Below are 13385 nucleotides of genomic sequence, written 5' to 3'. Positions count from 1 at the left end.
TACATGTCGTTTGATCTTTATGCACCGCACACTATAAAACAACAAACCCCTATGATGCAGCAGTATCTAAAAATAAAATCAGAGCATCGCGATATTTTATTGTTTTATCGGATGGGGGATTTTTACGAACTCTTTTTTGATGACGCAAAACGCGCCGCGCAGTTGCTTGATATTTCACAAACACACCGTGGCAAAGCAGGGGGCGATCCTATTCCTATGGCGGGCGTGCCTTATCATGCGGTAGAAAACTACTTAGCCCGCTTAGTACAAATGGGCGAGTCGGTGGCTATTTGTGAACAAGTGGGTGACCCTGCCACCAGCAAAGGCCCTGTTGAACGCAAAGTAGTGCGTATTGTAACCCCAGGTACTATTTCTGACGAAGCCTTACTACAAGAGCGCCAAGACAACTTACTAACCAGTGTTTGGCAAAATAAAAAAGGTCAATACGGTGTTGCGTATCTTGATATCAACTCTGGGCGCTTCAATGTTGTTGAAGTTAGTACCGATGAAGCATTTAGCTCAACCCTACAACGCTTAGCGCCTGCTGAATTACTATATAGTGAACACTTTGAAAACACTCATTTAATTGAACATATTAAGGGAGCGCGCCGTCGCCCTGATTGGGAGTTTGACCTTGATACCGCGCAACACTTACTGTGCGAGCAGTTTGGCACCAAAGATTTAGTCGGTTTTGGCGTCGACAAAGCGCATAGCGCCTTGGTAGCGGCAGGCTGTTTAATGCAATACGTAAAAGATACCCAACGTATTGCATTACCGCACATTCGTGCAATTACCCTTGAGCATAACGAACACGCGGTTATTTTAGATGCGCCAACTCGCAAAAACCTTGAGCTTACCGTTAATCTATCAGGTGGCTTTGAAAATACCCTTGCCCAAGTGCTTGATAAAACAGCCACAGCTATGGGCTCACGATTACTTAAGCGCCGTATTCATACCCCTATTCGTAATAAAGACGAGTTAAACTCTCGTCTAAATGCCATTAGTGCTATTTTAGATGTGCAATTATGCAGTGAGCTGCATGACGCTCTCAGAGATATTGGTGATATAGAACGTGTAATTGCTCGCTTGGCATTACACACTGCTCGGCCACGTGATTTAACACGGCTTCGTAGTGCGCTTCAAGCATTAGCACCGCTACATAACTTATTAAGCGATGCCACAGATGCGCGTATTTCTCATATTATTGCCCACTCTAAAGAGCTCCCCGAGCTTCAAGCATTACTTGAACGTGCAGTGATTGATAACCCACCAGTGTTAATACGTGATGGCGGTGTTATTGCGCCAGGGTATAACAGCGAACTTGATGAGTGGCGTAATTTAAGCCAAGGTGCCACCGATGTGCTTGAACAGCTAGAGCAGCGCGAACGTGAACGCACAGGTATTAGTACACTTAAAATTGGTTATAACAGAGTGCATGGCTTTTTTATTGAAGTGAGCCGCGCTAACTCGCACTTAGTGCCTGCAGATTATATTCGTCGTCAAACGTTAAAAAATAATGAACGTTATATAATTCCAGAACTTAAAGAACATGAAGACAAGGTTCTCGGCAGCCAATCAAAAGCGCTGGCCCTAGAAAAGCAGCTATACGAACAGCTATTTGAATTTATTGCTCCGCATATCGAGCAGCTGCAAATAATGGCCTCGGTCATTGCCGATTTAGATGTACTGAATAATTTAGCAGAGCGTGCCCAAACGCTAAATTATGCCAAGCCTGAGCTTTGCGATAACGATAATATCAGCATCGAACAAGGCCGCCACCCTGTAGTTGAGCAAGTAATGAAAGACCCATTTATTGCCAATCCTGTGGAGCTCAATAGCCAGCGTAAAATGTTGATAATTACTGGTCCTAACATGGGCGGTAAATCAACTTACATGCGCCAAACTGCGCTTATTGTGCTTATGGCGCACATTGGCTGTTACGTTCCTGCTGATAGCGCAAAGATTGGTAATATTGATAGAATATTTACTCGCATTGGCGCCAGTGACGACTTAGCATCTGGGCGCTCTACCTTTATGGTTGAAATGACAGAAACTGCGGCAATTTTAAATAATGCCACCGCACAATCATTGGTATTAATGGATGAAATAGGCCGAGGAACCAGTACTTACGATGGTTTATCACTGGCATACGCAACAGCTGATCATCTTGCTTCAAAAATCGCGGCTAAAACTCTGTTCGCAACCCATTACTTTGAACTCACTGAGCTTGCAGAACAAACGCCTGGGCTGGTTAATGTGCACCTAGATGCCATTGAACACAACGATACCATTGCCTTTATGCACACGGTATTAGATGGTGCCGCAAGTAAAAGTTTTGGTTTGCAAGTGGCAGCCCTGGCTGGTGTGCCTAAAGCGGTTATTGCCCAAGCTAAACAAAAGCTAACCTTGCTTGAAAATCATCAAAGTGTCACAACAGTCACCACAGAGCAACAGGTTTTACCGTTTGATAGTGAACCGCAAATAATTCAGCCTAGTGAACTTGAGCAACAAATGACCGCAATAGATCCCGATAACCTATCACCGCGTCAGGCGCATGAACTGCTTTATAAATTAAAAGCACTGCTTTAAACGCAAACAGCCCGACTAAAAAGTCGGGCTGTATTTAATTTTACTGTGTGTTTAGATTAAGCAAACTGCTCAAACAAGCTTTCGGTACTTAATCCTTCTTGCTGCAAAATATCTTTTAACCGACGTAGCGCCTCAACCTGTATTTGGCGAACTCGCTCGCGGGTCAACCCAATTTCACGGCCCACATCTTCAAGCGTTGAAGGCTCATAACCGAGTAAACCAAACCGACGTGCCAGTACTTCGCGCTGCTTAGGGTTCAATTCACCTAACCAGTCAATAATATGCGTATTCATATCATTGTTTTGCACTTCACCTTCAGGACCTACATTTTTTTCGTCGGCAATTACATCTAACAATGCACTGTCATTCTCGCCACCAATAGGCATATCTACAGACGCTATTTTTTCGTTTAGGCGAAGCATTTTTGTTACATCTTCGACCGGTCTGTCTAAGCTTTCTGCAATTTCTTCTGCGGTTGGCTCATGATCAAGCTTTTGAGTTAGCTCACGTGCTGTACGTAAATAAACGTTAAGCTCTTTAACAACATGAATAGGCAAACGAATAGTACGGGTTTGATTCATTATTGCCCGTTCAATGGTTTGTCGTATCCACCATGTGGCATAAGTAGAAAATCGAAAACCCCGTTCAGGATCAAACTTTTCAACTGCTCGGATCAGCCCTAAGTTACCTTCTTCAATTAAATCAAGTAGAGCAAGTCCACGATTGTTGTACCTACGCGCAATTTTTACAACTAAGCGTAAGTTACTTTCAATCATACGTTTTCGGGAGGCTTCGCAGCCTTTAAGCGATTTTCGTGCAAAAAACACTTCTTCTTCTGCACTTAATAGAGGGGAAAAACCAATCTCGCCTAAGTATAACTGGGTGGCATCGAGGTTTTTAGTGACTTCTTCTTTTACAAATACATCTTCATCTTCCACTTCATCAAGTAACTTCGTTGTCTCCTCTATTTTAGAGTCGTCAAACTTATCATCAGTGGGGGTTTTCTCAGCTTTTGCTACATCAGCCATAAGACTTCTCCTGAGCAAGCTATCAATAACTTTATGATTTAGGTCTGTAGTCGTTTTACAAGCTTTTGCTGTATTAGCCATGAGCCTTCTCCAGAACAGTCAATCAACACCTTCAGTTCAGGGTAGGTACTTAGCAGGGTTAACAGCTTTTCCTCGATAACGAATTTCAAAACGAAGTGCCGTTACTGAAGACTCTGAATTACCAATTTCTGCTATTTTTTGTCCCGCCTTCACTATTTGCTTTTCTTTCACAAGTAACGTTGAGTTATGTGCATAAGCACTTAGGTAATCATCATTATGTTTCAATATGATTAAATTACCGTAACCTCTTAGCGCACTACCCGCGTAAACTACCGTTCCTTTTGCAGCGGCGAGTACAGCAGTACCCTTTTTATTAGCAATCTGTAGGCCTTTGTAACCATTTTCCTTGTTAGAAAAGCGTTTTGTTATTTTACCTTTAGCAGGCCAAAACCAACTCAACTTTTTAGCTGAAGAACCTTGAGACTGACTAATTTTTTGGTTAGCTTGTTTTTGAACATACCTACGTTTTTTCGGCTTATCAAGCTCTTTCTTTAATTTTCTGTTACTTTTTTGTAAATTAGATGACTTTTTAGCGGGCTTATTTTGGTAAGTTTTTTGTGCAACCCTTGACCTACTTGGTTCTAAAAGGGATACAACCTGACCAGGAACAATAGTGTAAGGTGATGGAATTGAATTATTTTTTGCAAGTTCTCTGAAATCTTTTCCAGCACTAAAAGCAATCGAATAAAGTGTATCGCCTTTTTGTACCGTGTACTTGCCACCGTTAATATTAATCCGTGAGGGATAGTCATTAATATTATTATTTAAACTACTTACAGGAGCAGGAACATGGCGAGACGAGCATGCACAAAGCAAAACACTAATAAATAAAGCAACATAACAGCGTATTTGTTTATTCAATGTGTTTTGCCCTCTGTTTTAACATCGTTGCATTATGGCGATTATCGCAATAATACGTACGCAACAGCGATTAAAGCAACCACTGCCCAGCCAAGTACTTCAATATATTGACGTAATTTTTGTTCCATTTTAACTCCACCCCACTTCATTAAAGCAGATACTAAAAAGAAACGCGCGCCACGCCCAATAGCCGAGGCAATAATAAAGGGTAAAAACGCCATTTGTAATACGCCAGCGCCAATGGTAAATACCTTATAAGGAATAGGAGAAAACCCCGCTATAAATACCACCCAAACGCCATAATCTTTAAACCATGCAAGCGCCGTATTAAATTTATCTTGCCATTGCATTTGCGCAATAAAGGGCTCTACAACCGGTTCAAACAACCAAAATCCAAGTAAGTAACCCAGCACGCCGCCGAGCACAGAAGCAACCGTGGCAAAGCTTGCAAATCGCCATGCCTTACTTGGTTGCGCTAGCGACATAGGCGCTAACATTACATCAGGTGGAACTGGGAAGAAAACCGATTCGGCAAAGCTCATTCCTGCTAAATAACGTTCTGCATGGCGGTGTTTAGCCCACACTAGCGCCATATCGTATAACTTGGTAAACAACTTCAAAATGAATTCCTATTCAATATCACCAGGGACTAAAGGTACAAATCTAACTGGCGCAATTACATGCTCTGTAAAGCTATCGCCTTGGCGAATAACCATGGTTAATTTTTGTTCTGCCTCACCAATAGGGGCGAGTAATACGCCTCCATCGGCAAGTTGTGCGAGTAACTCGGGGGGAATGGTGGTTGCCGCAGCGGTCACGATAATGCCATCAAATGGCGCTTGTGACTGCCAGCCTTGCCAACCATCGCCATGTTTCATGGTGACATTGTACAAATCGAGCTGGTGTAATCGGCGTTTAGCTTGCCATTGCAAAGCTTTAATACGCTCTACCGAATATACCTTATCAAAGGTTTTAGCTAAAACCGCCGTTTGATAGCCCGACCCTGTGCCTATTTCTAACACCTTATGTTGCACACCGGCTAATCGCATTAGCTCGGTCATGCGCGCAACAATATAAGGCTGAGAAATAGTTTGCCCTTGTCCTATAGGTAGCGCGGTATTTTGATACGCTTTGTGTTTGAGTACATCATCAATAAAAATATGCCGAGGAATTTGCGCAATCGCTTTTAAAACCTCTTTATCTTCTACGCCATCTCGCTGTAAAAGGTCTGAAAGTGCTTGTGCACTGCGAGTATAATTAGCCAGCACGATTAATCTCCAACTCGGCTAACCACTCTCCCACGGCTTTAATACTGTCTTTGGCGGTCATATCAACGCTTAACGGGGTCACTGATGCATAGCCATTATTAACCGCATAAAAGTCAGTACCTTCACCGGCGTCGCTTTCAAGCCCTAGCGATCCATACCAAAAAATATCGCGTCCCCATGGATCGGTTTGCTTGGTCATAGTTTCTGCTTTGTGACGAGCTCCTAAACGAGTTACCTGAACGCCTTTGAGCTCAGAGAGCGGAATATCGGGAACATTAATATTAATGATCTGATCTTTCGGCAGCGGATGTGAGGCAAGTCCTTTAATAATATTTACAGTAACGGCTGCCGCTGTTTCAAAATGCTCACCATGATGAGAGCACAAAGATACCGCAATCGCTGGTAAGCCCAAATGACGACCTTCAGTCGCCGCAGCAACTGTACCAGAGTAAAGTGTATCGTCGCCTAAATTACCGCCATGATTGATACCGGCAACAACCAAATCGGGTTTTTCATCCACTAATTGATTAACACCTAAGTGCACACAATCAGTGGGTGTACCGTTTACCGACATAAATCCGTTGTCGAGCGTTGTGGCACGCAGCGGATTCATTAGCGTTAGTGAATTACTAGCACCACTACAATTTCTATCTGGAGCAACCAGCGTTACCTCAGCAATTTGTGTTAATGCTTGATATAAAACAGCAATACCTTTGGCATTAACACCATCATCATTACTTAATAGAATCTTCATCTGCGGTATCCTTTTCTTTTCGCTCGCGTGGGCTGGCGTCAGTATAATCAACCAGTTCGCGCAGTAAAGCCGTTGCAAAACAGCCTTTGGGTAAACCAAAGCTGAGTTTTAATGTGCGTTCATCAAGTGTTTCTATGCTTAGCTCTTGGGGTATTAAACGCAGCATTCTACGCTCGTTTTTAAGCCCTAAACCCCCTAAGCCATCACACCATGCTTGATACGGTGCCAACCATGTTTTTTCTTGTTCGGTTAAGCCTTTTTCACTTTTGCCCACCATGGGCGCCGACATCATAATATCGCCAGAAGCAAGCCGTGCAATATTTTCATCACTTATCGCATCTTCAAAAAATGCATTACTGCCACTGAGCATAAATACTTCGCGATGCATGGTTTTAGCAAGGCCATGCTCAGCCACGCGTAAACTAACAATTTGATTAAACACATGTGAACGCGCAGCAGAAATAATAATGCCTCGCAGCTTTTTATCGCGAATACGCTCACCGGCAAACATTTTTTCGGCCATCACTAGGTTGTGTCCATCACGACCAAAGCGCTGTTCACCAAAATAGTTAGGCACACCTGCGCGTACCGCGTTTATACGGCATAAAATATCAAGCGGCTCGGTTACATTGCGCAAGGTAATAGTAAATCTATTTCCTTTATGGCAACCAGTGCGCAATTTTCGCTCATGGCGCTGCTGCGATACCACAAATACGCTTTCACTGTTCAGCTCAGTAAAATCAATATGCTTTTTAATCGGTACTTTTACGCTAAACCACTGCGAGCATACTCCATGGCGGTCTTTCATACCGGCATAGCTTACATCACGTGGCGATACACCCGCTTTTTGTGCAATCAGCTTGGCAACATATTGGGTGTTTTCACCCTTTTTAACCACTTGCAAACACACATGTTCGCCACTGCCGGTAAACTCTATACCGAGATCCTCATCAACCATAAAGTCTTCTGCGGTGGTTTTAAAGTCGGCTTTGGAAAGCGGCGCGCCATATAAATAATTTAATTCGCTCATGCGTTTTGTTTGCTCATAATGACCACGGCATGGCTTGAAATGCCTTCTTTACGCCCTTCAAAACCGAGCTTTTCGGTAGTAGTAGCTTTTACATTTACCTGTGAAAGCTCGGCATTTAAATCACTGGCAAGGTTGCCACGCATCGCTTGAATGTGCGGCAGCATTTTTGGTGCTTGTGCCACAATAGTGACATCCGCATTGCCCAATACATAACCTTGTTGCTTAGCAAGGTTCACTACATGGCGAAGTAAAATACGGCTATCAATATTTTCATATTCACTGGCCGTATCCGGAAAATGCTTACCAATATCGCCCAGCGCTAATGATCCTAAAATAGCGTCACATAAGGCATGAATAGCTACATCACCATCTGAGTGTGCTAAAAAGCCTTGTGGATAATCAATTTTTTCGCCGCAGATAGTTAAAGGCCCTTGGCCTCCAAATTTATGCACGTCAAAACCATGGCCTATTCGTATCATGTTGCACTCTCATTATTTTGTTTTTGCAGTAAAAAGCCTGCTAAATCTAAATCTTCTGGGGTGGTAATTTTAATATTATCACTACGCCCTGCTACCAGCTTTACCGGCTTATTTGCCCACTCCATTGCACTGGCTTCATCAGTAATAGTAACGCCGCCGTTAAGCGCACTTTGCAATGCCGTTTTAAGCTCGTTGTATTTAAACAGTTGCGGGGTAAGCGCTTGCCATAAATCATCACGAGGCACAGTTTGCTGCGCATGGCTTTGCCCTCGTTTTATAGTGTCTTTTACTTTGCTGGCTAAAATGCCGCCTTCATCAGCCTGCATGCACTGTGCGATTAAGCGCTCTATATCAGCAATATCGACTAAAGGTCTTGCAGCGTCATGCACCAGAACCCAAGCAGGTGGGTTGGCAGCTAAAAACAATAAACTATTTAACACTGAATCTGCGCGCTCTTTACCGCCAATAGCACGCACAATGCGAGGATCAGCTAGCGTAAGGTCGTCAAAGTAGGGGTCGCTTTCGCTCAGAGCCACCACTATAGAGTTTAACTGCGGTAACTGCGATAACTTAGCGAGCGTATGCTCTAGAATAGTTTTCCCTGCTAAGGAAATATATTGCTTTGGTGTTGTGTGTTGCATTCGACTGCCAACACCTGCGGCAGGAACAATAGCAGCAATAGTTTGTTTATTTGTCATGGTGTTGAGCCGGTAAAACACGAATAAAGGTTTCGTCCGGTTTAATCATTCCTAATTCGTTGCGGGCACGCTCTTCAATGCCTTCGTGGCCGAGCTTTAAATCTTCTATATCCGCTTTTAATACTTTATTACGCTTTATTAGTTTTTCGTTAGTTTGTTGATGCGATGCCACCGCATTTTTTAAACGGGTGTAGTCTTGCACCCCGTTATGACCAAACCAAAGCCGATACTGGATAAAAAGTGCTAAGCACAACAAGCCAAATTGAAAAAATCGCATTAAACACTCCTTATTTTAATTTTTAATTATCTACTTATGCTAGCGGCCGCTTAACATTGCGCCAATTAATATTGGCAGCTAGTAACATTTCCCGTAATGACAAAACCCGTGGCGTGCTACGCTTTGAAAACTGCCACTGGTGGCCACAACACGCTGCTGCAAGGCTCGTTTTACTAGGTTTAAGCAATTGCGCACTTTGTTGCTCAAGTCCTTGGCCTAAAAAATCAAACCAGCCAAGTTCATTACAATGCAGTTGCGTATCAGCTACTTGATCAATGCTATCTATTCTAACCCGAATTTGACCGTGACTTTGTAATAATACCGGAATTATTAGCCCTACTTTGGCATGCGCTTGATAAAAAAGTTCATTCGCTGAAGGATTAGCCTCTGGCGGTGTTGGTTTTTGTTTTTCAAGCCAGCCTCCATTTTGCGCATCAAGCGTAAAAGGCAATGGTGCATTAGCTACACGTGTTGCGGCACGTTCAATATAATAAGGCAGGCTTTTTAATTGCCTGCGTAAACGGTCACCATTAGGTTCAGCCACTAAGCGCTGAACTTCACGCTGATAAAAAGCATTGCATAATTGTGCGTAAAGCACTTTTTCTGCATCAGTTTGCCACATTTCAACTTGCTGGCTTGTGTTAAACTGCTTATTTTTAGCAACCAATCGCTGTACTCAAAAAAACATTTTAATACTGTTTTATAACACAGTAATGCACAGTTTTTAAGCACTTGTAGTAATTTAAGCGCTTGGCTTTTCACCTAATTTTGCAATACCTGATTCTAAAAATTGCACCATAGTGCTGCGCTTTTTACCTATTAATAAGCTGCCATCAGCCAAAAACATAAAGTTTTGCCAGTTACGTTTAAACACATCAAATGTCGTTTCGATAATATTGTCGCGTGCCATGCAAAAATACACTGTGGTATTAGCCTGCCAATCTAAGTGGTTCAAAATAGCATCTGGAAATTGGGGTTCTTCGCTTTCCCACGCATCTTCCCAATTAATTTCTTGGCTAAAGTTTTGCTCTTGCGCGCACCAATCGGTTTTATCAAAAAAGTCTGGATGATCATGTTCGCGACTCACCATGGTTGTCCACAGTACGGCGGCACGCTCGCTGGTCATGGGTTTAATATTGGCTGCATCAATATCTGAAACCGGAATATCTTTGTGGCGAAATACCCAGGCTTTTTTGTAATCATCAAGAGAAATATAATTCATAGTATTGCTGTATTCTTTGGCATAATAAAAAGCGAAGGCAAATTATACAAGATAACAGACTATGACTACAGCACTAAAACTGGGTTTATATCAACACTACAAAGGCCCACAATATAAAGTTATGCATGTGGCGACTCACAGCGAAACCAACGAGCAATTGGTTATTTACCAAGCCTTATACGGTGAATACGGCATATGGGCACGCCCACTAAGTATGTTTACTGAAACCGTAGAAAAAGACGGTAAAACTATCGCCCGTTTTGCCTACCTTGGTGAAGCCGATTAACTATGGCATTATAACGCATAACAATTACTGCTCAGACCAGATAAAGGATAACCCGTGCAATTTAATTCTACTGATAATTACATCGCAAGCTCAGCATTAAAACAGGCAGTAAACGCCGCTATTATGCTGCAAAAACCGCTTTTAATTAAAGGCGAGCCTGGCACAGGTAAAACCATGCTGGCTGAAGAGTTAGCGAAAAGTTTAGATACTGAGCTTATTCAGTGGCATATAAAATCAACCACTAAAGCGCAGCAAGGTTTGTACGAGTACGATGCAGTATCGCGTTTGCGCGACAGCCAGCTAGGTGATGAGCGCGTTCACAATATTAGCAACTACATAGTTAAAGGTAAGCTGTGGCAAGCCTTCATGTACGCTGAATTAAACGGCAAACGCCCAGTACTGCTTATTGACGAAATAGACAAAGCCGATATTGAGTTTCCAAACGATTTACTACTCGAACTCGATAAAATGGAATTTCATGTATACGAAACCGGTGAGCGCATTGTGGCTAAAGAGCGCCCTATTGTGATCATCACATCAAACAATGAAAAAGAGCTGCCTGATGCGTTTTTACGTCGCTGTTTTTTCCATTATATTGATTTTCCAAATAGCGACGAAATGCAGCAAATTATTGATGTGCACTACCCGCATGTTAAACAAGATTTAGTTCGCCAAGCGCTAGAAGTATTTTTTAACTTACGTGAAGCCAACGGCCTTAAAAAGAAGCCATCCACCAGCGAGTTACTTGATTGGTTAAAACTATTAATGGCTGAAGATATAGACGCAAAAACCCTGCACGACAAAGCGCAAAAAGGCGGTTTAATGCCGATGTTTGGTGCGCTGCTTAAAAACGAGCAAGACATAAGCCTAATCGAAAAATTAGCCTTTATGAGTCGCCGTTAAGATGTTGATTGCGTTTTTCTTCAAATTACGAGAATACCGCTTACCTGTGAGCCTGCGCGAACTACTCGATTTAATTAACGCTTTAAAACAAGGCGTTATATTTGCTGATGTAGACGCGTTTTATCATTTAGCGCGCACTATTATGGTAAAGGACGAAACCCATTTTGATCGGTTCGATAAAGCCTTTAGCGATTACTTTAGCGGTATTGCCGACTTAGACCTACTCGAGAGCTTAAAACAACAACACAATTTACCTGAAGATTGGTTGCGTAAAGAGTTTGAAAAGCACCTAAGCGATGAAGAAAAAGCCCAACTAAAAGCCATGGGCGGGCTCGACGAGCTAATGAAAACCCTAAAAGAGCGTTTAGAAGAACAGCAAAAACGCCATGCTGGCGGCAATAAGTGGGTAGGTACAGGCGGCACCTCGCCTTTTGGTGCATATGGTTATAACCCTGAGGGCGTTCGCATTGGTCAAGACGGCAGCCGCAATCGCCAAGCAGTAAAAGTGTGGGATAAGCGCGAATACCGTAACCTAGATTCTGACCGTGAAATTGGTTCACGCACTATAAAATTGGCGCTTAAAAAGCTCCGCAAATTTGCCCGTACTGGCGCGAGCGACACCCTTGATTTAAACGAAACCATACGCGCGACCGCCAAGCAAGGCGGCATGCTCGATGTAAAAATGGCCCCCGAGCGCCACAACGCGGTAAAAGTATTGATGTTGTTTGATATTGGCGGTTCAATGGATGACTACATTCACACCTGTGAAGAGTTATTTAGCGCCGCCCACAGTGAGTTTAAACATTTAGAGTTTTACTACTTCCATAACTGTTTATACGAACACGTTTGGCAAGATAACCAACGCCGCCACTCAAACGTTATTGACACCATGACACTCATCAACAAGTTTACTAGCGACTACAAAGTTATATTTGTTGGCGATGCCACTATGGGCCCGTATGAAATTGCCTATCCTGGCGGCTCAGTAGAGCATTGGAATGAAGAACCCGGCAGTGCATGGTTAAACCGAATCACCAATCACTTTGATAAAGTCGCGTGGCTCAACCCACAACCGGTTGAACACTGGCCGTACTATCAATCAATTGATTTTATAAAGCAGCTGATGGATAACAGAATGTACCCGCTGAGTTTAGATGGAATAAGTAGCGCGATAAAAGGGCTGAGTTAATTTTCAGTATAAATATTAAAAGTGTTATTAACATTTTATTATTTATACTGAAAGCCCAGTATCTAGATATATACTCTATGTAAATACTGGAGTATGACATAAGTAAAAACTAAAACATCTGAATGAGACTGCTAGAGCTCATTTACATATGAACCATTACACCTCTAGATTTTAAATCTTTTAAAACCAGCCCCTTAGTTTCGCTTATTTTTTTCTTCGTATTTACAATTAAAAACCTCAAGCTTTTGAGTTTGTAAAGAAAACTAATATCTTCAATACCATCGATAGTAAAGTCTAGCTCTTCTAATTTACTTAACCTACCTAGCAAACACCAATCAACATTACTGTTAATATTGCAATGTGATATGGTCAAACTCGTAAGGTTTTTTAACTTATCTATACCTCTAAATCCGTTTATTCTTGAAGCTAATACACTACAGCATTTTAAGTTCTTTAAGTCTGTTACAAAGGTAAAGTCTTTAATCTCATTAGCAAAAATTATTGATATGTTATCTAAATTTTCAATGTTTTTTCCGAATTTAACCTCAGTTAAATCTGTATTGCTTAAATGCAGGGAGGTTAATGTTTTACTAGTTATATCATTCAATAGGTCACCTGATTTAATATGAGACAAACTGAGCGATTTTAATTTATTAAAGCTTCGAAAGTCTGGTAAAAACTTAAGCTCCCGAGATTTAATGGCTAGCTCTGTAACATAAT

At 42.2% G+C, this 13385-nt stretch carries 15 protein-coding genes and 1 pseudogene; 4 read left to right on the top strand and 12 right to left on the bottom strand.

The genetic code is table 11. The annotated features are described in order from the left end of the window. Nucleotides 1–3 precede the first annotated feature (3 nt). Complete coding sequence (gene mutS / locus QL989_RS17520; RefSeq protein ID WP_198523584.1) at nt 4–2589, top strand: DNA mismatch repair protein MutS; 2586 nt, start codon at nt 4–6, stop codon at nt 2587–2589. Between the two features lie 56 nt (nt 2590–2645). On the opposite strand, the gene rpoS is transcribed toward mutS, so the two are convergent. From rpoS to QL989_RS17465, 11 genes are all read right to left on the bottom strand, one after another. Further along, on the bottom strand, nt 2646–3617 hold the full coding sequence (rpoS, locus tag QL989_RS17515) for an RNA polymerase sigma factor RpoS (protein ID WP_109874229.1): 972 nt from the start codon (nt 3615–3617) through the stop codon (nt 2646–2648). A gap of 117 nt (nt 3618–3734) precedes the next feature. After that, nucleotides 3735–4559 carry a peptidoglycan DD-metalloendopeptidase family protein gene (locus QL989_RS17510; RefSeq protein WP_178956469.1) on the bottom strand — a complete coding sequence of 275 codons (825 nt, stop codon included), beginning with the start codon at nt 4557–4559 and terminating at the stop codon, nt 3735–3737. Between the two features lie 41 nt (nt 4560–4600). Then, nucleotides 4601–5179: a YqaA family protein gene (locus QL989_RS17505; protein ID WP_138609355.1), complete on the bottom strand. Its 579-nt coding sequence runs from the start codon at nt 5177–5179 to the stop codon at nt 4601–4603. Between the two features lie 9 nt (nt 5180–5188). After that, nucleotides 5189–5827: a protein-L-isoaspartate(D-aspartate) O-methyltransferase gene (locus tag QL989_RS17500; protein ID WP_290171415.1), complete on the bottom strand. Its 639-nt coding sequence runs from the start codon at nt 5825–5827 to the stop codon at nt 5189–5191. After that, a complete protein-coding gene (gene surE / locus QL989_RS17495) occupies nt 5817–6581 on the bottom strand; it encodes a 5'/3'-nucleotidase SurE (protein WP_010387748.1) in 765 nt (254 codons plus the stop codon). Before surE ends, QL989_RS17500 begins: the two co-directional genes overlap by 11 nt. Next, nucleotides 6562–7611: a tRNA pseudouridine(13) synthase TruD gene (locus tag QL989_RS17490; RefSeq protein ID WP_290171413.1), complete on the bottom strand. Its 1050-nt coding sequence runs from the start codon at nt 7609–7611 to the stop codon at nt 6562–6564. The genes surE and QL989_RS17490 overlap by 20 nt, the downstream gene beginning before the upstream one ends. After that, nucleotides 7608–8090, bottom strand: coding sequence for a 2-C-methyl-D-erythritol 2,4-cyclodiphosphate synthase (gene ispF / locus QL989_RS17485; RefSeq protein ID WP_008464226.1), 483 nt, complete (start codon nt 8088–8090; stop codon nt 7608–7610). The genes QL989_RS17490 and ispF overlap by 4 nt, the downstream gene beginning before the upstream one ends. Then, nucleotides 8087–8788, bottom strand: a complete 702-nt coding sequence (ispD, locus tag QL989_RS17480; protein ID WP_290171412.1) for a 2-C-methyl-D-erythritol 4-phosphate cytidylyltransferase — start codon at nt 8786–8788, stop codon at nt 8087–8089. Before ispD ends, ispF begins: the two co-directional genes overlap by 4 nt. Continuing rightward, nucleotides 8778–9065, bottom strand: a complete 288-nt coding sequence (ftsB, locus tag QL989_RS17475) for a cell division protein FtsB (RefSeq protein ID WP_008110330.1) — start codon at nt 9063–9065, stop codon at nt 8778–8780. Before ftsB ends, ispD begins: the two co-directional genes overlap by 11 nt. A 34-nt stretch (nt 9066–9099) precedes the next feature. Then, complete coding sequence (locus QL989_RS17470; protein ID WP_178956472.1) at nt 9100–9732, bottom strand: hypothetical protein; 633 nt, start codon at nt 9730–9732, stop codon at nt 9100–9102. A gap of 75 nt (nt 9733–9807) precedes the next feature. After that, on the bottom strand, nt 9808–10287 hold the full coding sequence (locus tag QL989_RS17465; protein WP_008464232.1) for a DUF2947 domain-containing protein: 480 nt from the start codon (nt 10285–10287) through the stop codon (nt 9808–9810). Between the two features lie 61 nt (nt 10288–10348). Here QL989_RS17465 and QL989_RS17460 point away from each other — a divergent pair, with 61 nt between their 5' ends. From QL989_RS17460 to QL989_RS17450, 3 genes are read left to right on the top strand one after another with little or no spacing between them, the layout of a single operon-like run. Then, nucleotides 10349–10573, top strand: coding sequence for a DUF1653 domain-containing protein (locus QL989_RS17460; RefSeq protein ID WP_008110327.1), 225 nt, complete (start codon nt 10349–10351; stop codon nt 10571–10573). A 54-nt stretch (nt 10574–10627) separates the two neighbouring features. Then, nucleotides 10628–11476 carry a MoxR family ATPase gene (locus QL989_RS17455; protein ID WP_008464234.1) on the top strand — a complete coding sequence of 283 codons (849 nt, stop codon included), beginning with the start codon at nt 10628–10630 and terminating at the stop codon, nt 11474–11476. Between the two features lies 1 nt (nt 11477). Further along, nucleotides 11478–12665: a VWA domain-containing protein gene (locus QL989_RS17450; protein ID WP_290171410.1), complete on the top strand. Its 1188-nt coding sequence runs from the start codon at nt 11478–11480 to the stop codon at nt 12663–12665. A gap of 142 nt (nt 12666–12807) precedes the next feature. Here the strand turns inward: QL989_RS17450 and QL989_RS17445 are convergent. Continuing rightward, nucleotides 12808–13385: pseudogene (locus QL989_RS17445) on the bottom strand (hypothetical protein); the annotation flags it as partial.

It is taken from the genome of Pseudoalteromonas sp. APC 3224 (assembly GCF_030407535.1).
Taxonomy (GTDB): Bacteria; Pseudomonadota; Gammaproteobacteria; order Enterobacterales; family Alteromonadaceae; genus Pseudoalteromonas.
The sequence above is the reverse complement of the archived record's forward strand: the minus strand, read 5'-3'. Positions and strand labels throughout refer to the sequence as shown.

Excerpts from the sequence above, each read along its gene's own strand:
- mutS (WP_198523584.1), top strand. The coding sequence starts at position 4 with ATGTCGTTTGATCTTTATGCACCGCACACTATAAAACAACAAACCCCT.
- ftsB (WP_008110330.1), bottom strand. The coding sequence starts at position 9,065 with ATGCGATTTTTTCAATTTGGCTTGTTGTGCTTAGCACTTTTTATCCAG.
- QL989_RS17460 (WP_008110327.1), top strand. The coding sequence starts at position 10,349 with ATGACTACAGCACTAAAACTGGGTTTATATCAACACTACAAAGGCCCA.
- QL989_RS17465 (WP_008464232.1), bottom strand. The coding sequence starts at position 10,287 with ATGAATTATATTTCTCTTGATGATTACAAAAAAGCCTGGGTATTTCGC.
- QL989_RS17490 (WP_290171413.1), bottom strand. The coding sequence starts at position 7,611 with ATGAGCGAATTAAATTATTTATATGGCGCGCCGCTTTCCAAAGCCGAC.
- surE (WP_010387748.1), bottom strand. The coding sequence starts at position 6,581 with ATGAAGATTCTATTAAGTAATGATGATGGTGTTAATGCCAAAGGTATT.
- ispD (WP_290171412.1), bottom strand. The coding sequence starts at position 8,788 with ATGACAAATAAACAAACTATTGCTGCTATTGTTCCTGCCGCAGGTGTT.
- QL989_RS17450 (WP_290171410.1), top strand. The coding sequence starts at position 11,478 with ATGTTGATTGCGTTTTTCTTCAAATTACGAGAATACCGCTTACCTGTG.
- ispF (WP_008464226.1), bottom strand. The coding sequence starts at position 8,090 with ATGATACGAATAGGCCATGGTTTTGACGTGCATAAATTTGGAGGCCAA.
- rpoS (WP_109874229.1), bottom strand. The coding sequence starts at position 3,617 with ATGGCTGATGTAGCAAAAGCTGAGAAAACCCCCACTGATGATAAGTTT.